The sequence below is a fragment of the Halostella litorea genome (assembly GCF_004785955.1).
Taxonomy (GTDB): Archaea; Halobacteriota; Halobacteria; order Halobacteriales; family Natronoarchaeaceae; genus Halostella; species Halostella litorea.
Genome location: NZ_SJER01000004.1, coordinates 259,876 through 279,773, shown reverse-complemented (window position 1 = coordinate 279,773; position 19,898 = coordinate 259,876). Strand labels below are relative to the sequence as shown.

General features: G+C 69.6%; 19 protein-coding genes. 11 read left to right on the top strand and 8 right to left on the bottom strand.

The window, feature by feature from the left end; translation table 11 throughout:
* Positions 1-5: 5 nt before the first annotated feature.
* A complete protein-coding gene (locus tag EYW40_RS14255; RefSeq protein WP_135822322.1) occupies positions 6-419 on the bottom strand; it encodes an ArsR/SmtB family transcription factor in 414 nt (137 codons plus the stop codon).
* A 180-nt stretch (positions 420-599) separates the two neighbouring features.
* Here EYW40_RS14255 and EYW40_RS14250 point away from each other — a divergent pair, with 180 nt between their 5' ends.
* From EYW40_RS14250 to paaK, 5 genes are all read left to right on the top strand, one after another.
* Positions 600-2,219, top strand: a complete 1,620-nt coding sequence (locus EYW40_RS14250; RefSeq protein ID WP_135822321.1) for an ATP-binding protein — start codon at positions 600-602, stop codon at positions 2,217-2,219.
* A gap of 143 nt (positions 2,220-2,362) precedes the next feature.
* A complete protein-coding gene (locus EYW40_RS14245; RefSeq protein ID WP_135822320.1) occupies positions 2,363-3,421 on the top strand; it encodes a sensor histidine kinase in 1,059 nt (352 codons plus the stop codon).
* 25 nt (positions 3,422-3,446) lie between these two features.
* Positions 3,447-4,976 carry a bacterio-opsin activator domain-containing protein gene (locus EYW40_RS14240; RefSeq protein WP_135822319.1) on the top strand — a complete coding sequence of 510 codons (1,530 nt, stop codon included), beginning with the start codon at positions 3,447-3,449 and terminating at the stop codon, positions 4,974-4,976.
* 121 nt (positions 4,977-5,097) lie between these two features.
* Positions 5,098-7,632 carry an efflux RND transporter permease subunit gene (locus EYW40_RS14235; RefSeq protein WP_135822318.1) on the top strand — a complete coding sequence of 845 codons (2,535 nt, stop codon included), beginning with the start codon at positions 5,098-5,100 and terminating at the stop codon, positions 7,630-7,632.
* Positions 7,633-7,762: 130 nt separating this feature from the next.
* Positions 7,763-9,049, top strand: a complete 1,287-nt coding sequence (paaK, locus tag EYW40_RS14230; RefSeq protein WP_135822317.1) for a phenylacetate--CoA ligase PaaK — start codon at positions 7,763-7,765, stop codon at positions 9,047-9,049.
* 42 nt (positions 9,050-9,091) lie between these two features.
* Here the strand turns inward: paaK and EYW40_RS14225 are convergent, their stop codons facing one another.
* Positions 9,092-9,490, bottom strand: coding sequence for a PaaI family thioesterase (locus EYW40_RS14225; RefSeq protein WP_135822316.1), 399 nt, complete (start codon positions 9,488-9,490; stop codon positions 9,092-9,094).
* A 155-nt stretch (positions 9,491-9,645) separates the two neighbouring features.
* On the opposite strand from EYW40_RS14225, the gene paaA reads away from it, so the two are divergent.
* The 5 genes from paaA to paaE are packed head-to-tail and all read left to right on the top strand — an operon-like array spanning position 9,646 to position 12,341.
* Positions 9,646-10,587 carry a 1,2-phenylacetyl-CoA epoxidase subunit PaaA gene (gene paaA, locus EYW40_RS14220; RefSeq protein WP_135822315.1) on the top strand — a complete coding sequence of 314 codons (942 nt, stop codon included), beginning with the start codon at positions 9,646-9,648 and terminating at the stop codon, positions 10,585-10,587.
* Between the two features lie 3 nt (positions 10,588-10,590).
* The gene (paaB, locus tag EYW40_RS14215) at positions 10,591-10,905 is read left to right on the top strand and encodes a 1,2-phenylacetyl-CoA epoxidase subunit PaaB (RefSeq protein WP_135822314.1); all 315 of its coding nucleotides are present in this window, start codon (positions 10,591-10,593) and stop codon (positions 10,903-10,905) included.
* Complete coding sequence (paaC, locus tag EYW40_RS14210; protein ID WP_135822313.1) at positions 10,905-11,738, top strand: 1,2-phenylacetyl-CoA epoxidase subunit PaaC; 834 nt, start codon at positions 10,905-10,907, stop codon at positions 11,736-11,738. The genes paaB and paaC overlap by 1 nt, the downstream gene beginning before the upstream one ends.
* A 1-nt stretch (position 11,739) precedes the next feature.
* Positions 11,740-12,174 (top strand): 1,2-phenylacetyl-CoA epoxidase subunit PaaD, encoded by a 435-nt coding sequence (paaD, locus tag EYW40_RS14205; RefSeq protein ID WP_135822312.1) that lies wholly within the window; start codon positions 11,740-11,742, stop codon positions 12,172-12,174.
* Entirely contained in the window at positions 12,171-12,341 is a 171-nt protein-coding gene (gene paaE / locus EYW40_RS20040; protein WP_202614548.1) for a 1,2-phenylacetyl-CoA epoxidase subunit PaaE, read from the top strand. Before paaD ends, paaE begins: the two co-directional genes overlap by 4 nt.
* 55 nt (positions 12,342-12,396) lie before the next feature.
* On the opposite strand, the gene EYW40_RS14200 is transcribed toward paaE, so the two are convergent.
* Positions 12,397-12,855 (bottom strand): MaoC/PaaZ C-terminal domain-containing protein, encoded by a 459-nt coding sequence (locus tag EYW40_RS14200; RefSeq protein ID WP_135822311.1) that lies wholly within the window; start codon positions 12,853-12,855, stop codon positions 12,397-12,399.
* 159 nt (positions 12,856-13,014) lie between these two features.
* Here EYW40_RS14200 and EYW40_RS14195 point away from each other — a divergent pair, with 159 nt between their 5' ends.
* Positions 13,015-13,653: a helix-turn-helix domain-containing protein gene (locus EYW40_RS14195; protein WP_135822310.1), complete on the top strand. Its 639-nt coding sequence runs from the start codon at positions 13,015-13,017 to the stop codon at positions 13,651-13,653.
* Positions 13,654-13,678: 25 nt separating this feature from the next.
* Here EYW40_RS14195 and EYW40_RS14190 read toward each other — a convergent pair whose 3' ends face one another.
* Genes EYW40_RS14190 through EYW40_RS14170 form a run of 5 tightly spaced genes read right to left on the bottom strand, consistent with a single transcriptional unit; the run spans position 13,679 to position 19,746 of the window.
* Positions 13,679-15,061 carry an FAD-binding oxidoreductase gene (locus tag EYW40_RS14190; RefSeq protein ID WP_135822309.1) on the bottom strand — a complete coding sequence of 461 codons (1,383 nt, stop codon included), beginning with the start codon at positions 15,059-15,061 and terminating at the stop codon, positions 13,679-13,681.
* 4 nt (positions 15,062-15,065) lie between these two features.
* Positions 15,066-15,791, bottom strand: a complete 726-nt coding sequence (locus EYW40_RS14185) for an ABC transporter ATP-binding protein (protein ID WP_135822308.1) — start codon at positions 15,789-15,791, stop codon at positions 15,066-15,068.
* Entirely contained in the window at positions 15,788-16,540 is a 753-nt protein-coding gene (locus tag EYW40_RS14180) for an ABC transporter ATP-binding protein (protein ID WP_135822307.1), read from the bottom strand. The genes EYW40_RS14185 and EYW40_RS14180 overlap by 4 nt, the downstream gene beginning before the upstream one ends.
* On the bottom strand, positions 16,537-18,489 hold the full coding sequence (locus tag EYW40_RS14175) for an ABC transporter permease (RefSeq protein ID WP_135822306.1): 1,953 nt from the start codon (positions 18,487-18,489) through the stop codon (positions 16,537-16,539). Before EYW40_RS14175 ends, EYW40_RS14180 begins: the two co-directional genes overlap by 4 nt.
* A 6-nt stretch (positions 18,490-18,495) precedes the next feature.
* A complete protein-coding gene (locus tag EYW40_RS14170; RefSeq protein ID WP_135822305.1) occupies positions 18,496-19,746 on the bottom strand; it encodes an ABC transporter substrate-binding protein in 1,251 nt (416 codons plus the stop codon).
* Positions 19,747-19,898: the final 152 nt, after the last annotated feature.

Below are 19,898 nucleotides of genomic sequence, written 5' to 3'. Positions count from 1 at the left end.
GCCGGTCAGTCGTCCGCGTGGACCACCCGGTTCGCCCGCACGTCGCTCCCCGCCCCGGTTCCAACCGAGACGCTCAGGCCGCCCGGGCTGAGGTCGAATTCGAGCACCGCGTCGACGGCGTGGAACCGCTTGCGGTGATTGCCGTCGGGGTCGATCGTCAGGGTCGATTCCGCGAGGCCGGCGGCCTCCAGCCGTTCGAGCCGGCGGTAGACGGTCGACTTCGAGGCGTCGAGCGCGGCCACCAGTTCCCGCCCGGTCCGGGGGCGGTCAGCGACCGCCCGAAGCACCCGCCGGGCGTGGTCGTCCCCGAGCAGTTCGAGCAGTTCGTCCGCAGAAGCCGTCGGGGCGGAACCAGCCGGTCGCCGCCTCCCTGTGGTGGCGTCGGAGCGGTCGTTCGTGACGGGCTGTGGCGTCGTCATACGGCGTCGAACCACCCCGATCCCCCTGGATACGGGGGCTAGCTATTCGGACCGGACCGCTCGGGATGGCTAGCTACGTGGACCGCGCAGCCCCGGACCCCCGTCCGCAGCCTGCGTTCCCGGGCCGAACGCGACCGCGAACCGTTGCTGTATTGTGCCTGGTCGCTGACGTGTGTAGCAATGGCGGTCTCCCTGGAGAACGGACTGGTCGGCGTCGCGCTACTGGCCGGGACCGTGCTGTGCTGGCTGGGGGGCCACTGCTATCGACGCTGGGACGAACCGGGGGCGAACGGGTTCGCCACGGTCGCCGCGGTGCTGGGGTTGACGGCCGTCGCCAGCGGGGCCGTCGCGCTCGCCGGCGGAACGGAGGTGCCGGAGGCGAGGATGCCGCTGTGGCGGAGCGTGGCGCTCACGGGGTGGGTGGTCTCGATGGTGCCGTGGATACTGTTCTCCCTCCGGTACACCGGACGGGTCACGGCGTTTCGGCTGCGAACCGCCGGGCTAATCTCGGTCCCGGTCGTCGGCATCGTCGGGCTCATCGCGATTCAGTCGTCCGGCCACCCGACGGTCCTCACCCAGCTCCTCGCGACGTTTTCGCTGCTGTACGTGTTCGCGCTCGTCGCCGTGGGCAGCTACCTGCTCCTGCGGACGTCGTACGAGTTCGGGCACCTGTCGACGTGGCAGGGCGTCAGCCTCACCCTCGCGGGGACGGCCCCGCTGGTGCTGATAAACTCGATCGGCACCATGGTCGGCCGGACCTCGGACGCGACCATCTTCGCCGTCTACGCGCTCGCGTTCGCGGTGCCCGCGGTCTGCCTCACGCTGTCGGTGGTCCGGTTCGGGATGTTCCAGTCGACGCCGGCGGCCGGGGCCCTGGGGGAGCGGGCGATCCCCCGCGAGACCGACGACCTCGTCGTCGTGGTCGACCGCGAGGGACGGGTGATCAAGATAAACGAGACGGCCGCCGAACGGCTGGGCGTCGACCCGACCGACCCGCTCGGCGGCTCGTTCGCGTCGCTTGTCGGCCGGACGGTCGACGAACTGCGGGAGACCGACACGGTCGAACTGGCGACGGCCGTCGGGAACCGTCGGTTCGACCCGCAGGTGACGGCGTTCACCGACCAGCACGGCCGACAGCTCGGCTCCCTGCTCAGCCTGCGCGACGTGACCGAGCGGGAGCTCCGGAAGCAGCGCCTGGAGGTGTTGAACCGCGTCCTCCGGCACAACCTCCGGAACCGGGTCGACGCCATCAAGGGGAACGCGGAGGCCATCGAGGCCGAGAGCAGTGACGGGTACGCCGCCGAGATCCGCGAGTCTGCCGACGAACTGGCCACGCTCAGCGCGAAGGCGCGGGAGATCGACCAGCTCGTCTCCCGACCCACCCGGTACAGCGAGGCGGACCTGTCGGCGGTCGTCCGGGAGCTCGCGGCCGCAACCGGCGACGACCGGGTCATAGTCGACGTCCCGGAGCGCGCGCCGCTGGTCACCGACTGGGAGGCCCTCCGTCTGGCGGTCCGGAGCGCGGTCGAGAACGCCGTCGAACACGCCGCCGAGTCGGTGACCGCGACGGTCGAGAGGTCGGATTCGGGGTACGTGATAACCGTCGCGGACGACGGGCCGGGGATCCCCGACTCGGAACTCGACTCGCTCGACGCCGAGACGGAGACCCCGCTCCAGCACGGCACCGGGCTCGGCCTGTGGCTGCTCAAGTGGAGCGTGCGGAAGCTCAACGGGACGCTCTCGTTCGACACGTCCGGCGGAACGACGGTCCGGTTGACCGTGCCCGACCGAAGCGAGTGAGGCGGACGGGGGTCTGTATAGCTAGACTCCGATACTAAGGCGGGGGAGCCCGAAGCGTGACGCATGACCGGGCAGGACGGCGAGCGGGACCGGGGCGGCCCCGGCGCGGACACCGTCGGCGGGAAGGGGGTGAGTCGGGAGGGATGACGGACGAACCCGGCGACCCGTGGGCGATCCCCGCCGGACGCTATCCGGGGCCGGTGTGTCGGTACGACACGGCCGACGGAACGCCGACGGTCCGCGCGGTCGACGACGCCTTCGAGCGGGAGTTCGGCGTCGTCGCAGCGGGCACGCCCGTCGCGGACTGCCTCGCGTCGCTGGGGCTCGCGGTCGAGGCCGGCGACGTCGACCGCGTACTCGCCGAGGGCGGGGACCTGCGGCTCGGGGTCGCCGACGGCGACGCGGCGGACGGCCGCACGTATCACGTCCGGGCGATCCCGCCCGAGGGCGACGAGCAGGGGTTCCTCCTGCTGGTGGAGGCCGACGCTCTCGGGGACGACGCGGGAGCGCTCGGCGTCGACCACGTCGCCAGCGTCGTCAGCCACGACCTCAGGAACCCGCTCGACGTGGCGAGGACCCGCCTCCGGGCCGGGCGCGAACACGACGAGCCTGAGCATTTCGACTACGTCGAGCAGGCCCACGACCGCATGGAGCGCATCATCGAGGACGTGCTCACTCTCGCGCGGGGGGAGACCGTGGTGGAACCGGACCAGACCGTCGACCTCGGGACCGTCGCGGAGCGGGCCTGGGACACCGTCGACACGGGGGAGGCGGCGCTGCGCGTCGACGGGCCGCTGCCGACGACCGTCGCCGACCCGGACCGGGTGAGCCGCCTCTTCGAGAACCTGTTCCGGAACGCCGTCGAGCACGGCTCGACGGGCCCCGACTCACAGGCTCGTCAGGACACCGCGGAGCACGGGGCCGCGGACGGATCCGTCACCGTCGCCGTCGGGCCGCTCGACGACGCCGACGGGTTCTACGTCGCCGACGACGGCGTCGGGATCCCCGCCGACCGGCGGGAGCGGGCGTTCGAACCGGGGTACAGCACGGACGAGCACGGTGCCGGACTCGGGCTGGCGATCGTCGCGCGGATCGCGGACCTGCACGGCTGGACCCGGCAACTTGTGTCGCCCGCCGGCGGCGGCACGCGGGTCGAGTTCCGCGGCGTCGAACCGGCCGGCGAGGCCGACCCGGAGGACTGATTGTTCCGCCGGCTGACGCGTACCCATGGACGACCGCTTCGAGCGCGCGCCCGTCGGGATGGTGGAGGTCGACCCCGACGGCACCGTGCGCGCCGTCAACGACGCCGCGGCCGACCTGCTCGCCGTCGACGGGGCGGGTGCCGCCGGCGAGCCCATCGGGGCGGTGTTCCCCGACTCCGTCGAGGCCGCCGTGCCGCGGGCGTTCGACGCGCCGCCGGAGGCGGAGACGGCAGTCGAGGAGTACTACCCGGAACTGGAGACGTGGCTCGCGGTGACGATAGTGCCGCTCGGGGACCGGGTCGCGCTGTACCTGCGCGACGTGACCGACCGCTACCGGACGGAGCGACGGCTGGCCGAGCGCGACGCCGACCTAGAGCGGGTGACGATCATCAACCGGCTCATCGCCGACGTGCTGGCGGAACTCGTCGAGGCGTCCGACCGCGAGGCGATCGCGGAGACCATCTGCGAGCGCCTGGGCGAGACGGACATCTACGAGTTCGCGTGGGTCGGCGAGCGCGAACTCGGGAGCGACGATGTCGTGGTGCGCGCGAGCGCCGGCGAGACGGGGCGGACGCTCGACCGCGTCGAGGCCTCGCTCGACCGGGGCGACGACGTGCCCGAGCGGCGGGCGATGGAGTCGGGCGAGCCGACGGTCGTCCAGCCGGTCGGTGCCGACGAGTCGGTGCCCGAGCCCGTGCGGCGCGCCGCCTTCGCCGACGGCCTCCAGTCGCTGCTTGCGATCCCGCTTTCCTACGGGGCGAGCGTGTACGGCGTCGTCGCCGTCTACACGACCGACCGGGACGCCTTCTCCGAGCGGGAGCGCGAGAGCTTCGGCACGCTCGGGGAGATGGCCGGGTTCGCGGTGAACGCGGCGCGGAACCGGAACCTGCTGCGCGCCGACACCGTCGTGGAGCTGACGCTGTCCGTGACCGGCGGGGACGACCCGCTCGTCGCCGCGGCGGGCGACGCCGAACTGTCGGTCGACGGCGTCGTCCCGGGGACGGAGGGAGTCCGCTGTTACCTCGCCGTGCGCGATGCCGGCCCGCGGGCGGTCGCGGACGCGGTCGCCGACCGGAGCGACGTCCGGTCGGCCCGGGTCATCGACGAGCGTGGCGACGCCGGCCGGCTCGAACTGGCGCTCCCGGCGGAGACGCTTCTGGGGCGGCTGGCCTCGCTGGGCGTCACCGTCGAGTCCGCGACGTTCGCGGACGGGGAGGGGGAGGTCGCCGTCGAACTCCCGCCCGACGAGGACGTGCGGCGGATCGCCGAGACGGTCACCCGGACCCACGACGCGACGGTGACCGCGAAGCGCGAGCGGGAGCGCGAGGTCGCGACCGCACGGGAGTTCAGGGACGCGCTGAGCGAGCGGCTGACCGACCGGCAGGAGAACGCGCTCCGGACGGCGTACTACGCCGACTATTTCGAGTCGCCGCGGGGCAGCAGCGCCGCCGAGGTCGCGGAGGCGCTCGACATCACCGCGCCGACGCTGCTCCACCACCTCCGTGCGGGCCAGGCGAAGCTGCTCGGGGAGTTCCTCGCCGGCGAGCGCGAGTGACACCCGCCGGCCGGGGTCGACCGTCCCCACGACACCGGCGACAGCCGCGAATCAGTATAGCTAGCCCCCGGCGGAACGCACCCCCGAATAGCTAGCATCCGAACTAAGGGGGAGGCGGGCCGTGCCGGTACACACGATGTTACGCTCGAAACTGCGGCAGGCGGTCGATGCCGTCACGGAGCACAACCGGGCCACGCTGCTCGTGATGGTGCTCCTGACGGGGCTCGTCGTCGCGGGCATCCCCCAGCTCGACACGACGAGCCAGGCCGGCGGGTCGGCCGAGGACTTCCAGCACCTGGAGTCCGTCGAAAAGGCCCAGTACATCGACGCCAACTACGGAAACGGCTCCGCGGAACGGTCGAACAGGACCGTCCGGTCCGTCTACGTCCGGACCGAGGACGGCAACGCCCTCTCGAAGTCGTCGCTGCTCGCCGGGTTGCGGTACCAACAGGAGATAACCGGGAACGCCGACGTGCGCGCCGCCCTCCACGGCGACGGCGTTCGGGGCATCGAGAACCTCGTGGCCGCCCGGGCGGCGGGCGACGCGAACGCGACGCTCGACGAGCAGGTCGCGGCGCTGGAGAACGCAAGCGCCGCGCAGGTCGAGACCCACGTCGAGCAGGTGGTCGCCGGGAACCCGGCCGCGGCGCGGTTCCTCCCGGCCGGCCACGGCGACGCCGCCAGTTCGACCGACCGGCGGATACTGGTCGTCCTCGACGCGAACGCCGACGAGGAGACGCTGAGCGACGCCGACACGGCGCTGTACGAGACCGCGGAGGCGCGCTCCGACGACGGCATCTTCGTGCTGAACGCCGACGCGTACGCCGAGGCCAACGACCACTTCTTCGGCGAGATGGTCGAACTCGTGCTCCCGGTCGCGTTGCTCGTGGTGCTGACCGTGCTCGCGTTCGGGTACCGTGACCTCGTCGACGTCGCCGTCGGGATGACCGGCGTCGCGCTGTCGGTGCTGTGGATGTTCGGGCTGCTCGGCTGGCTCGGCGTCAGCGCCGGCACGATCAGCATCGTCCCGGTGGTGCTCATCTCCGGGCTGAGCATCGACTTCGGCTTCCACGTGTTCAACCGCTACCGGGAGCAACGCGGCCCCGAAGAGGGGATCCGCGAGCCGATGGGCCGGGGCGTCCGCCTCGTCTCCACGGCGCTCATCCTCGTGACGGTGACCGCCTCGATCGGGTTCCTGGCGAACCTCGTGAACCCGCTCCCGGTGATCCGCGACCTGGGGATAAGCATCACGCTCGGGGTCGTCTCGGCGCTGCTCATCTTCGTCACCGTCGTGCCGGCCCTGAAGATCAGCGTCGACGGTCTGCTCGAACGGTTCGGGCTCGACCGGCGGAAGACGCCGCTCGGGCACGGCACCTACCTCCGCCCCGCCCTGGGGAGTTGCGTGACGCTCGCGAAGCGGGCCGCCCCGGCCGTCCTCGTGCTCTCCGTCCTGATCGCCGCCGCCGGCGGCCTCGCGTGGACCGGCCTGGAGGAGGAGAGCTTCCAGCAGTCCACCGGCGAGGTCGCCGAGTGGAAACAGCAACTCCCCGACCCGCTCGGCTGGGAGCCAAGCGACGTGGCCGAACAGCAACAGCACGTCGAGCAGGTGTACCAGCCCGCGAGCTCCGACGACGCGATACAGTCGCGGATACTGGTCGAGGGGAACGTGACCGACCCCGACACGCTCGAAGACATCGACGCCGGCGTCGGCCGGATCGACGAGACGGGGCTGCTCGTCACCGAGAGCGGCGTCCGGGGCGAGCGCTCGCCGACGACCGAGATGCGCCGCGTCGCCGCCGAGAACGAGACGTTCGCCGCCGTCCTCGAACGGGCCGACACCGACGGGAACGGCGTCCCCGACCGGAACCTCTCGGCCGTGTACGACGCCTTCTACGCCGCGGACGCCGACGCCGCCGAGCGCGTCGTCGAGCGGCGGGGCGGCGAGTACCGCTCCGTCCTCGTGAGGCTGTCGCTGGACGCGTCGTACGCCGACGCCAGTTCGGCGGCCCCGAAACTGGAGGACGGGGCCGCCGCGATGGCCGAGGACGGGGTGCGCACGGCGACCCCCGCGGGGTCGCTCGCCATCAACGCCGCCGTACTCGGTGAGATCGTGGGCGGGATCGTCCTGACGATGGCCGTCGCGCTGCTTGCGATCGCGGTCGCCCTGACCGCCGCGTTCCGGTACATGCACGGGAGCGCGACGCTGGGCACGGTCGTCGCCGTGCCCATCGTGTTGGTCGTCGGGCTCGTCATCGGCGGGATGTACCTGCTGTCGATCCCGCTTACCATCCTGACGGCGCTGCTGATGAGCCTGGTCATCGGGCTGGGTGTCGACTACAACATCCACGTCGGCGACCGCTTCGCCGACGAACTGGCCGCGGGCAGGTCCTCGACCGAGGCGCTGCGCGCGGCGGTGACGGGCACCGGGGGCGCGCTCCTCGGCAGCACCCTCACCTCCGCCGGCGCGTTGGCGGCGATCGCGCTCGTCCCGAACCCGCTACTGGAGAGCTTCGGCGGCATCGTCGTCATCGCGCTCGTCACGTCGTTCCTGGTGAGCCTGCTGGTGCTGCCGAGCCTGCTGGTGCTGTGGACCCGGTACGGCGTCGGGACGGTCGCCGTCGACGCCGAGGTCGAGGAGACGGCGTCGAGCGACTGACCGCGGCCCTGCGGTGGCCGCCCTCGCCGTCCCGGACGGGTCGCCGTCGGAGGGCACACGCCGCTCGGCTGTGTCCCCGCGACGCGACCCGAATAATTTTTTATGAGAACCACGGAGGGATCGGACGAGGATGATCTACAACGAGGTCGAGACGGCCCCCAGGTCGGAGCTTCGGGAGCTACAGGACGAGCGGCTGCAGGAGACCGTCGAAACCGCCTACGAGGAGGTACCGTTCTACCGTGAACTGCTCGAGGAACGAGGGATCACGCCGGACGAGTTCCGGGGCGTCGAGGACATCACCGACCTCCCGTTCACGACGAAGGAGGACTTCCGGGACACGTACCCGGACGGCATGTTCGCGGTCGACCACGACGAGGTCCGGCGGATCCACGCCTCGTCGGGCACGACCGGGAAGCCGAAGATCGTCGCCTACACCGACGACGACCTCGACGTGTGGAAGGAGGTCGTCGCGCGCTGTCTCGCCGCCGGCGGCGTCGAGCCGGGCGACACCGTCCAGAACGCCTACGGCTACGGGCTGTTCACCGGCGGCCAGGGCTTACACCAGGGCATCGAGGAACTCGGCGCGACGGTGATCCCCATCGGCGGCGGGCAGACCCAGCGCCAGATCGAGTTGCTGCAGGACCTCGAAAGCGACGTGATCGCCTGTACGCCCTCCTACGCCCTCTACCTCGACGAGACGGCCGAGGAGATGGGCATCGACCTGGAGGAACTCCCGCTGTCGACGGTGATGTTCGGCGCGGAGCCCTGCACCGACCCCATGCGGGAGGCGATCGAGGAACGGCTCGGCGTCAACGGCATCGACATCTACGGCCTCTCGGAGATCATCGGCCCGGGCGTCTCCAACGAGTGCCACGAGGTACAGGACGGCCTCCACATCTTCGAGGACCACTTCTACCCCGAGGTGGTCGACCCCTCGACCGGCGAACCCCTGCCCGAGGGCGAGGAGGGCGAACTCGTCCTGACGACGCTGTCGAAGGACGCGCTGCCGGTCCTGCGCTACCGCACCGGGGACCTGACGACGCTGAACTACGAGGAGTGCGACTGCGGGCGGACGATGGTCCGGATGGACAACGTCACCGGCCGGGCGGACGACCTGCTCATCGTCCGCGGCGCGAACGTCTACCCCAGCGAAATCGAGGACGTCGTCCTGGAGTTCGAGGGCGTCGAACCGCAGTACCGCATCGACCTCTACCAGGAGGACAACCTCGACCGCATCGAGATCACCGTCGAACTCGCGGAGGGCTTCACCGGCGACGCGGACGCGCTGCACGACGAGATCCTGGAGCGGCTGAAGAACGTCCTCGTGTTCACCCCCGACGAGTTGGACCTCGTCGAGTACGGCTCGATCGAACGGACCGAGGTCGGGAAGGTAAAGCGCGTCTACGACCACCGCTAAGTCGGCCCTACCCGGTCGGCGGCCCGCCGGCGCCGTGATCTCTCACTCCCCGCCGTCCGGCCTGTACACCCGGCCCCGGAACGTCGCGATCCTGTCGTCGCCCGCGCTCACCTCGACGGCGTACTCCGCCGTCCGGCCGCCGGCGTGGGTTTCGGTCGCCTCCGCGACGAGCGTCGTCCCGACGTCGACCATGTCCAGGTAGGAGATGTTCGTCTCCAGCGCGAACGCCGTCTCGCCGCGGCTGTTCGACGCCGCGGCGAACGCCGCGTCCGCCAGCGAGTATATCGCGCCGCCATGGAGCGTGCCGTGGAAGTTGCGGTGGTCCTCGCCGACGGTCAGTTCCGTCCGGGCGGTGCCGTCGCCCAGTTCGGCCAGTTCGATCCCGAGCGCCTCGCAGTAGGGGTCGCTCTCGATGCGCGTCCGTACGGGGTCGTCCGACATACCGCCGACATCGGCGGTCGGGGCCAAATAGCTACGGTTCGCCGCGGGGCCGGCCCGCGCCGTCGGCCGGCGAACGTCATCGGGAGCAGTATATAAAACCCGCCCATGTGGCGGTTAACTCCTATGCTCGTCGGGAGTGTTTGTCCGTATAGACCATGAACATCGAAGCAGTGAAAGAACGCGCGGGGCCGCGGGAGTTCAGCCCCAGCGACGACCTGCCCCGAGAGTACCGCGAGGCCGCCACCCGGATGCTGGAGTTCCACGCCAACAGCGAGATCATGGGCGCGTACCTGGAGCGCCCGTTCATCCGCAAGGCCCCGAGCCTCGACCGCAAACTCGCCTTCAGCGCGAAGGTGCAAGACGAGATCGGCCACGGGCAGATGCTGTACCGGGCCGCCGAGTCGCTGGGCGTCAAGACCCGCGAGGAGATGCTCTCGGACCTCGCAAACGGCGACGGGAAGTTCCTCAACTGCTTCCACTACCCAATGGAGTCGTGGGCCGAGGTGCCGATGATCGCCTTCTTCGTCGACGGCGCGGCGATGCGCCGGCAGGCGACGCTCAAGCGCTCCAGCTGGGAGCCCTACGCCCACGCCATGGACAAGATCTGCTTCGAGGAGGGGTTCCACGTCAAGCACGGCGAGTCCATCATGCGGGAGCTCGCGACCGGCTCGAAGAAGGAACAGGAGATGCTCCAGGACGCGTTCGACGAGTGGTGGCCCCGGATCATCCAGTTCTTCGGCCCGACCGACGACAAGTCCACCCACCACGACTTCGCCGCGGACGTCGGCCTGAAGACGATGACCAACGACGAACTGCGCAACGCCTTCCTCAACCAGTACCTCCCGAAGGCCCGGAAGTACGGCCTGGAGATCCCCGACGAGCCGCGCATCCGCGAGAACGACGACGGCACGTTCGAGGTCGAGGAGGACGACCTGGACTGGGAGGAGTTTTTCACCATCGCCAAGAACGACTACGAGCCCGGCGTCGGCCAGATCGAGGGCCGGGGCAACGCCCGGCAGGCCGTCGAGTGGGTCCGGGAGGCCATCGAGAGCGACGACGGACCGACCGCCGGCAACACCGCCGCGGCGGCAGACTGAACCATGATCTGGGAAGTGTTCCGACAGGAGAAGGCGGGACAGTACCACACCCACTGCGGGAACGTCCACGCGCCGGACCGCGAGATGGCAAAGCTGTTCGCGGAGATCCAGCACGGCCGCCGGAAGCCGACCAACAGCCTCTGGGTCGTCCCGCAGCCCGAAGTCGCCGAGGTCGACACCGAGGACGCGCATTTCGGCGGCACGACGGACAAGTCCTACCGGTGGGCGACCGCCTACGACGTGCAGCCGCCCGCCGAGGAGGTCGAGGAGTCGACGAACGAGCAGGCCGAGGCCGAGCGCCAGCGGGGTGAGAGCTGATGGCCGCCGAGGAGGAACTCGACGACGAGCAGCGCGAAGCGGTCGAACACCTGCTCTTCCGCCTCGCCGACGACGAGTTCGTCGCCGCGGAGCGCTACACCGAGTGGCAGGTGCGCGCGCCGACGCTGGAGTCCGACCTCGCGCTGTCGAACATCGCGCAGGACGAACTCGGCCACGCGCGGCTCTGGTACGACCTGCTGGGGCGGTTCGACTACGACGAGCCGAGCCTGCTGTACGAGCGCGACGCCGACGCGTTCCGCCACAGCACGCTGACGGAACTGCCCTTCGAGGAGGGCGACTGGGCCGACGCCGTCGTCCGGACGTACCTGTACGACGTCGCGGAGGACCTCCGGCTCGACGCGCTCGCGGAGTCGTCGTACGCCCCGATCGCCGACCGCGTCGGGAAGATCCAGGGCGAGGAGGAGTTCCACATGGAACACGCCGAGAACTGGCTCGAACGGCTCGCGGCGGACGACGACGGCCGCCGTCGGCTGCAGGAGGCGGTCGACCGGCTGTTCCCGTACGCGCTCACGCTGTTCGAGCCGACCGACCCCGACGTCGAGTCGCGGATCGTCGCGGAGGGCTACCGGACCGAATCCCTCGAGGAGATGGGCGAGACGTGGCTCTCGACCGTCGTCCCGAAGCTGGAGGGCTACGGGCTCGACGTACCGATAGCCGCCGACGGGGAGATCACCCGCGACGAACTGCCCGGAGAGGTGGGCCGGGACGGGTCCCACACCGAGCACTGGCCGCCCCTGCACGACGAGTTCACGAGCACCTACCACGAACTCGGCCGGCAGGAGGCCACGAAGCTGATGGAGGACCCCGCCTGAGATGAGCAGCGAACTCCCGACGGACGGCGACGCGGACGCGACCCCCTGCCAGTACACGGAGTACCGCGAGGGCGGGAGCGTTGAGGACCTGCCGGCGACCGGCGAGGGCGCGGAGGGCGTCGAAGCCGACGTGTGGGACGCCCTCTACGGGGTCGAGGACCCGGAGATGCCGGTCAGCATCGTCGACCTGGGGCTCATCTACGGCGTCGACGTGACCGAGGGCGACGACGGCGTCGACGTGACGGTGCTGATGACGCTGACGTACACGGGCTGTCCGGCCCGGGACATGCTGACCGAGGAGGTCACGGACACCGTCGCGGCGGTCGACGGCGTCGACGACGCCGACCTGCAACTGGTGTGGAGCCCCGAGTGGACGCTGGAGATGGTCACCGAACAGGGCCGGGATGACCTGCGGGAGTTCGGGCTGAGCGTATGAGCTGGGGCAACGACCCGTCGGTACAGACCGAGGGCGAGCACGCGCCCGCCGAATGCCCGTACTGCGGTTCGGAGAACACCGAGCGCGACCACCCGAAGGGGCCGTCGCTGTGCCGGTCGATGCACTACTGCAACGACTGCGAGCAGCCCTTCGAGAAGTTCGAGTAGGCCGGTCGCCGGTCGTCTCGGCGGCGATCCGCTCGGCGACTGGGCCGAAGCGGGGTTACTCCTTCTGGATGAGGAACTTCATGTCGCCCTCGAAGACGACCTCGTCATCCTGGTTGGTCATCGTCGAGTCGATGATCACCAGCCCCGAGTCGTCGCGGCTGGATATCTCGCGGGCCTCCGTCACCTCCATCTCCAGCTGGACGGTGTCGTCGACGAACACCGGGTTCGGGATGTCCATGTAGTTCATCCCCAGGAACGCGAGCACCGTCCGTTCGAGGAAGCCACAGCGGTACACCAGCCCGGTGGCGAGCGAGAACGTCATCGGCCCGTGGGCGACGCGCTCGCCGAAGTTCCCGTCCTCCGCGTACTCCTTGTTCGTGTGGAGCTCCGTCCAGTCCCCGGTGAACATCGAGTGGTTGACGAAGTCGGTCTCCGTGACCGTCCGGCCGACGCTCCGGAACTCCTCGCCTACCTCGAAGTCCTCGAAGTGATGGGGTTCGTAGCTGTATGGCACGATCGTTTTATCACTATCGTTGTACAAATACCTTTCTCAAGCCCCCTGAGATGCGCCGAGAGCGCCTGCGGCGGCCGATGAATTACGGAGACCGGCGGGATAAACGCGACCCGCCACATATCGACGTTTTAAGTTCGCCGCCGCCCACTACCCGGTAGGATGATCGAGGAGTGCCTGATGGTGGAGTTCCGGGTCGAGGGCGACGACTGCCCGCTCGCCGAGGCGACCCGGGAGACCGGCACGGTCGTCACCGCCCAGCCGCCCCAGTTGCGCGGCGACGGCTACGTCCTCCTGCAGTTCAGCGCGACGGCGGACGACCGGCTGGCGGCGTGGCTCGACGCCGACGACCGGATCCGCTATCTCCACCGCTCCCGGACGGACGACCGGGACAACTTCCGCTGTCTCTCGAAGGAGCCCTGCGTGGTCCACGAACTGATCAGCGAGGGGCTGCTCGTGGAGTCGATCCAGTACCGGCCCGGCGAGGCGCTGCTCACCGGGGCCGTCGTCGGCCACGACGTGCTCAAGGGGGTGATGGAGCGGGCCGGGGAGACGGTCGGCGTCCACCTCGAACGCGTCTACCCGCTCCGGACGGAGGACGACGAACCGGTCGCCCGGCGCTGGGACCTCACGCCGGCGCAACTGGAGAGCATCCAGGTCGCGGTGCGGATGGGCTACTTCTCGGTCCCGCGCGAGGCCGACGCCGGCGAGGTGGCCGCGGCCATCGGGATCAGCAAGTCCGCGTTCCTCGAACGGCTCCGCCGGGCGCAGGCGTCGCTGTTCGAGGATCTGTTCACGTAAGCGCCGGGGAGCGGGGACCGCGCCGCTACTCCGACGGGAACACCTTGCCCGGATTGAGGATGCCGTTGGGGTCGAGGGCCGCCTTGACCCGCCGCATCGCGTCGACGGTGCCCTCGGAGTACTCGTCGGGCAGGTACTTCCGTTTCCCCATGCCGACGCCGTGTTCCCCGGTCGACGTGCCGCCCAGGTCGATGGCGTGGCGCACGATCTCCTCGTCGACGCGCTCGCCGAGCGCCCGGTGCTCGTCGTCGCCCTTCCGGACCATCACCGTGTAGTGGATGTTCCCGTCCCCGGCGTGTCCGAAGGAGGGGATCTCCAGGTCGTGTTCCGCCTCCAGCGTCGAGATGAACTCGACGAGGTCCGCGTACTTGCTTATCGGGACGGTGACGTCGCCCGAGGTGAGCATCTCCAGGTCCGCGTCGTACTGTTTCAGCGCCGTCGCCATCTCCTCGCGGACCTCCCACATCTCGGCCATCTCGCGGCCGGACTGTCCGATGTCAACGTCGACGGGGTCGTACTCGGCGACGATGGAGCGGCAGAACTCGATCTCCGTCTCGACGTCGTGGTTCCGGTGGAACTCGACGAACGCCATCGGCGCGTCGGGCAGGTCGGCGTCGAGGTAGCGGTTCGCCATCGACGCGCTCAGTTCGTCGATCAGTTCGATCTTCGCCACGTCGACGCCCCACTGCACGACGTCGGAGATGGCCGCCGACGCGTCCGTCCGGCTGTCGAAGATTATCCGGCCGCCCCGGACCTGCTCGGGGATGCCCGCCAGTTCGAGCGTCGCCTCCGTGACCACCGCCAGCGTCCCCTCGCTCCCGACGAGCAGATCCATCAGGTTGTACCCGGCGGAGGTCTTGGCCGCCTTGCTGCCGGTCTCTATCACCGTTCCGTCGGCGAGGACGGCCTCCAGCCGGAGCACCCAGTCGTGGATCTCGCCGTACTTCACGGTCTGCATCCCGCTTGCGTCGTTGGCGATCATCCCGCCGATCGTCGAAATCTTCCCCGACGAGGGCAGCGGCGGGAAGAAGAGGCCGTGGTCGCCCGCGGCCTCGTCGACCGCCGACCCGAGCGCGCCCGGCTGGACGTCAAGCTGGAAGTCCTCCGGCCGCACGTCGAGCACCCGGTCCATCTTCGTCATGTCCAGGCTGATGCCGCCCTCGAGGGGCACCGCGTGGCCCTCCAGACTGGTCCCGGCGGCGTACGGCGTCACGGGAATGCCGCGCTCGTTGGCCGCCGCGAGCACCGCCGACACCTCCTCGGTGGTCTCGGGCCAGACGACGACGTCCGGGGGCGACCCCTCGCCCTCGGGCGTCCCCCAGTCGCTGCTGTGGTCCGACAGCGACTGCTCGTGCGTGGCGATGCGGTCCTCCGGGATCCCGGTCTCGGCCAGGAACTCGAAGCTCATCGGGTCACCCCCCACCCGCGCCGACGCCCAGGTGGCGCTCCTGGATCTCCCGGTTGGCTTCGAGCGCGTCCGTGTCGCCCTCGAAGACGATCCCGCCCTTGTCGATGACGTAGTGGCGGTCCGCAGTCGCCATCGCGGCGTGGACGTTCTGCTCGACGAGCAGGATGGTGACGCCCGCCTCCCGGATCCGGTCGATGACGTCGAGCACGTCCTCGACGATCTGTGGGGCCAGCCCCTCCGTCGGTTCGTCCAGCAGGAGGAGTTTCGTCCGGCCGACCAGCGCGCGGGCGATGACGAGCATCTGCTGTTCGCCGCCGCTCAGGTGGGAGCCCGACTGCCCCCGGCGCTCGCGGAGCCGCGGGAACACGTCGTACACCTCGTCGATGGTGTAGATCCCGTCGCCGTCGGCCCGCAAGGCGCCCATCCGCAGGTTCTCCTCGACGGTCAGGTCGGGGAACGCCTGGCGGTCCTCGGGCACGTACTGGATCCCCTTGCTCACGCGCGCGTGCTCGGGCAGGGCCGTCACGTCCTCGCCGTCGAACGTGACCGTCCCCTCGAACGGTTCGAGGACGCCGACGATGCTCCGGAGCGTCGTCGTCTTCCCCGCGCCGTTGCGGCCGACCAGCGAGACGACTTCGCCCTCGGCGACGTCCATCGAGACGCCCCTGAGGATGTGGCTCTCGCCGTAGGCGGCGTGGACGTCGTCGAGCGAGAGCAGGGGGTCGCTCACGCCGAAACACCCCCCAGATACGCCTCCTGGACGGCCGAGTCGCCCTGTATCGTCGTCGGGGACCCCTCGGCGATCACCTGCCCGTCCTGCAGGACGGTGATGCGGTCCGAGACGTTCATCACGATCTCCAGGTCGTGTTCGATGAGCATCACCGTGAACTCGCGTTCCTCGGCGAGGCGCTGGACCATCTCGACGGTCGCGGTCGTGTCGTCCGACCCCATGCCAGCCGTGGGCTCGTCCAGCAGGAGCAGTTCGGGGTCGTTGGCGACGGCCAGCCCGATCTCCAATTTGCGGCGGTCGCCGTACGCGAAGTCGGACGCGCGCTGGTGCGGCCGGTCGGCGAGCCCGATGTCCTCGAGGACGCCCATCGCCGTGTCGTGGACGTCCGTCAGGCCGTCGGCGTCGCGCCACATCGAACTCCGGCGCGAGTCGTCGACCTGCGCCGCCACCTGGACGTTCTCCAGCGCGGTGAGGCCGCCGAACACGTCCGTGATCTGGAACGACCGGGACATTCCGCGCTGTGCGATCTCGTGGGACGCCATCCCCGTGACGTCCGTGCCGTCGAACGTGATGGTGCCAGACGTCGGCTGCTGGATCCCCGTGATGAGGTCGAACAGCGTCGACTTCCCCGCGCCGTTCGGCCCGATGATCGACCGGACCTCGCCGGCCGACACGGAGAGGCTCACGTCGTCGACCGCCACGAGGCTCCCGAACTTCTTCGTCAGGTCGTCGGTTTCGAGTATCGTCATTCCTTCTCACCCTCCTGTGCCGCCGCACCCTCGTAGCCCGCCACGTCCGGGTCCTCGCGGTCGCCGAACGACGGCAGCCGGCCGCCCAACCGCGAGCCGGCGACCACCCGCGGCAGGCTGGCGATTCCCCGCGGGGCGAACATGACGATGAGCACCAGGAACAGCCCCAGGAAGAACCGCCAGTTGTCGACGTACGCCGACGCTCCCTCGCTGATCCCGATGAACACGCCCGCGCCGATCATCGGGCCGAACAGGGTGCCCATGCCGCCGAGCATCATGGCGACGACGGCGTCGCCCGAGACGGTCCAGTGGAGCGCCTCGGGGCTGACGAACCAGTTGTAGCCGGCGAACAGCCCGCCGGCGAGGCCGCCGACGATCCCGGAGAACGCGAAGGCCCGGCGCTTGAACTTGTTCGTGTCGTAGCCCAGCGACGCGGTCCGGCGCTCGCTCTCGCGGATCGCCTTGACCACGCGGCCGAACGGCGAGTCCAGCACCCTGACCGCCGCCGCGTACGTCAGCACCATCACGACCAGCGTGAGGTAGTAAAACGCCGTCGTGTCGCCCAGGTCGATCCCGAACATCGAGGGGATCGGCATGAGCAGGCCGTTGACGCCGCCGGTCACCTCCGACCAGGTGACGGCGACCTGGTGGAACAGTTCCGCGAACGCCAGCGTGATCATGGCGAAGTAGACGCCCGTGAGCCGGATCGACAGCGCGCCGATGCCCCAGGCGACGACGCCGCAGGCGAGCGCCGCCAGGACCAGCGCGAACAGGAACTGGTCGACGTAGTTCACCGTGGCGTACACGGTGACGTACGCGCCGATCCCCCAGAACGCCGCGTGGCCGAACGACAGCAGGCCCATGTAGCCCATGACGATGTCGAGGCTCAGCGCCAGCAGCGCCCAGATGAAGATGAGCGAGAGCAGGCCGACGTAGTACTGGGTGTAGATGACGTCGATCCCGAACGGCACGAGGGCCAGCACGCCGAGCGTCGCGAGCACGGGCAGCGACGTGAGCCGGATCGGCGGGATCACCTCGTCGAACGACACCTTCGTCGAGGCGTCGCGCACCTTGTACTCCCCGAGCAGCCCCTGCGGCCGCAGGAGCAACACGAGGATCATCAGCAGGTACACGGAGAAGCCGGTGAGCTGGGGGACGAACACGTTCCCCAGCGACTCCACCAGCCCGATGAGGATGGCGGCGATGGCGGAGCCGCGGAAGCTCCCCAGACCGCCGACGACGACGGTGATGAAGGCGATGATCAGGATCGAGTCCCCCATCGTCGGGGAGACGCTCAGGAACGGCGCGGCGAGCACGCCGGCCGCCCCGGCGAGCCCGGCACCCAGCGCGAATACGAGCGTGAAGTAGTTCGACACGTCGATCCCGAGCAGCCGCACGGTGTCGGGGTTCTGCGCCCCGGCGCGGACGATGAGTCCGAACTCGGTGTAGCGGAACAGCGCCCAGACCAGCCCCGCGACGGTGGCCCCCGCGGCGACCAGGAACAGCTTGTACACCGGGTAGCTGATCGCGATCGAGCCGAGTTCGAGCGCGGCCGACCCGGAGAGTATCTCGGGCGTCGAGAACTGCTGTGGCTGGCTGCCCCAGAGGTACTCGACCCCCTCGGTGATCATCAGCATCACCCCGAACGTCAGGATGATGTGGTACAGGGGGTCGCGGTCGTAGATCCGGTGGAGGGTCAGCCGCTCTATCACGCCGCCCAGCACGCCGACGAGCACCGGCGCGACCAGCAACGCGAGCCAGAAGCTCCCCGTCACGTCGATCACGGAGAGGCCCAGGTACGCGCCGAGCATGTACATCGCCCCGTGGGCGAAGTTGATGATGTCCGTCATGCCGAAGATGACGGACAGCCCCGCCGCGATCAGGAGATACAGGATCCCCAGCGTGAGCCCGTTGAGCAGCTGCGTGACGAACAGGGATGCGCTAGTCATCGGGGACTAGAAGTCACAGCCCGTCTCCTCGCAGGGGAGCATGGTGTCGTCGGCGGACACCGTCTCCATGACGTTGATGGAGGGCCAGTCGTACTCGTCGGGCTCGACGATCTCGCCGACGTTGTACGGGCGGACGGCCTGGTGGTCGCACTCCCGGAACTGCGTCGGCCCCATCGGGGACGTGTACTCGATGCTGGTCAGGGCGTCGACCAGATCGTCCAGCCCGGTACCGCCGGCCTCCTCGACCGCCTGGGCGTACATGTTCATGTGCGTCCAGGAGACGTGCGCGAAGTTGTCCGGGGGCTGGTCCCAGCGGTCCTCGTAGTCCGAGACGAACGAGTCGTTCTCCGGGGAGTCGTACCCCTCGAAGTAGCGGATCGCCCCGTACGTGCCGACGGCGGCCTCCGGCGCGGCCTTCCGGATGAACTGGAAGGAGTTGACCGGGCTGACGATGGTCATCTCGTCTTTCAGCCCGGAGCTCTGTGCCTGCTTGAGGAACTGCACGGCGTCGCCGCCGTTGACGCCGGTGACGACCCAGTCGGCGTCGGAGTCGGCCATCTGGCTGATGTACGACGAGAAGTCGGTCGCGCCGAGTTCGCTCGTCGTCTCCCCGACGATGTTCACGTCGCTGTTTGCCGCCTGCGCCTGGTTCTTCCAGGCGCTCGCGACGCTGTTGCCCCAGAGGTAGTCCGCGTTGTGGACCCACACGTTGGTTCCGAAGTTCTCGACGGCCCAGCCGGCCGCCGCGGTCGCGGTCTGGGAGGCGCGGGTCTCGTAGCGGAACGTGTTCCGCGTACACGAGTCCATCGTGATCTCGTCGGCCGCGATGTCCGGGAAAAACGGGATGTCGCGCTGCTCGGCGTAGGACTGGACCGCGGAGCCGGCCGAGCTAGAGATGGTGCCAAACAGCGCGTCGACGCCCTCGTCCTCGACGAACCGCCGCGCGACCTGCCGGGCGGTCTGGGGGTCGGCCTGGGAGTCGTCGTGGAACGCCTCGATCTCGTTGCCGTCGATGCCGCCGTCGTCGTTGAGCTGCTCGATCGCCAGCTTCGCGCCCTCCTCCTGGTAGGCCGCGAGGCCGCTGTATGGCCCGGTGTGCGGATAGAGCCAGCCGATGGAGATCGAATCGCCGTCGCCGCCGCCTGTGAGACAGCCCGTTACGCCGACGAGGCTCGTCGCGCCGACGCCCGCGGTCGCGCGGAGAACGTCGCGTCTTCTAGTGGATGGACTCTCCCCCTGCTTGCTGTTCTCGGACATTCTACCGGTACTGTGTTGCCACCCCGCATATAGCTTTGGGTATTCCTCACCAATATCCACTAACGTTCCACGGGACCGCGCCTTACGCCGGTCGGGACGGTCAGGACGGGTGAGACCGCGATGCGTCTCCGTCTCCCCCACATGACAGCCAC

Excerpts from the sequence above, each read along its gene's own strand:
- EYW40_RS14255 (WP_135822322.1), bottom strand. The coding sequence starts at position 419 with ATGACGACGCCACAGCCCGTCACGAACGACCGCTCCGACGCCACCACA.
- EYW40_RS14250 (WP_135822321.1), top strand. The coding sequence starts at position 600 with ATGGCGGTCTCCCTGGAGAACGGACTGGTCGGCGTCGCGCTACTGGCC.
- EYW40_RS14245 (WP_135822320.1), top strand. The coding sequence starts at position 2,363 with ATGACGGACGAACCCGGCGACCCGTGGGCGATCCCCGCCGGACGCTAT.
- EYW40_RS14240 (WP_135822319.1), top strand. The coding sequence starts at position 3,447 with ATGGACGACCGCTTCGAGCGCGCGCCCGTCGGGATGGTGGAGGTCGAC.
- paaK (WP_135822317.1), top strand. The coding sequence starts at position 7,763 with ATGATCTACAACGAGGTCGAGACGGCCCCCAGGTCGGAGCTTCGGGAG.
- EYW40_RS14225 (WP_135822316.1), bottom strand. The coding sequence starts at position 9,490 with ATGTCGGACGACCCCGTACGGACGCGCATCGAGAGCGACCCCTACTGC.
- paaA (WP_135822315.1), top strand. The coding sequence starts at position 9,646 with ATGAACATCGAAGCAGTGAAAGAACGCGCGGGGCCGCGGGAGTTCAGC.
- paaB (WP_135822314.1), top strand. The coding sequence starts at position 10,591 with ATGATCTGGGAAGTGTTCCGACAGGAGAAGGCGGGACAGTACCACACC.
- paaC (WP_135822313.1), top strand. The coding sequence starts at position 10,905 with ATGGCCGCCGAGGAGGAACTCGACGACGAGCAGCGCGAAGCGGTCGAA.
- paaD (WP_135822312.1), top strand. The coding sequence starts at position 11,740 with ATGAGCAGCGAACTCCCGACGGACGGCGACGCGGACGCGACCCCCTGC.
- paaE (WP_202614548.1), top strand. The coding sequence starts at position 12,171 with ATGAGCTGGGGCAACGACCCGTCGGTACAGACCGAGGGCGAGCACGCG.
- EYW40_RS14195 (WP_135822310.1), top strand. The coding sequence starts at position 13,015 with ATGATCGAGGAGTGCCTGATGGTGGAGTTCCGGGTCGAGGGCGACGAC.
- EYW40_RS14190 (WP_135822309.1), bottom strand. The coding sequence starts at position 15,061 with ATGAGCTTCGAGTTCCTGGCCGAGACCGGGATCCCGGAGGACCGCATC.
- EYW40_RS14180 (WP_135822307.1), bottom strand. The coding sequence starts at position 16,540 with ATGACGATACTCGAAACCGACGACCTGACGAAGAAGTTCGGGAGCCTC.
- EYW40_RS14175 (WP_135822306.1), bottom strand. The coding sequence starts at position 18,489 with ATGACTAGCGCATCCCTGTTCGTCACGCAGCTGCTCAACGGGCTCACG.
- EYW40_RS14170 (WP_135822305.1), bottom strand. The coding sequence starts at position 19,746 with ATGTCCGAGAACAGCAAGCAGGGGGAGAGTCCATCCACTAGAAGACGC.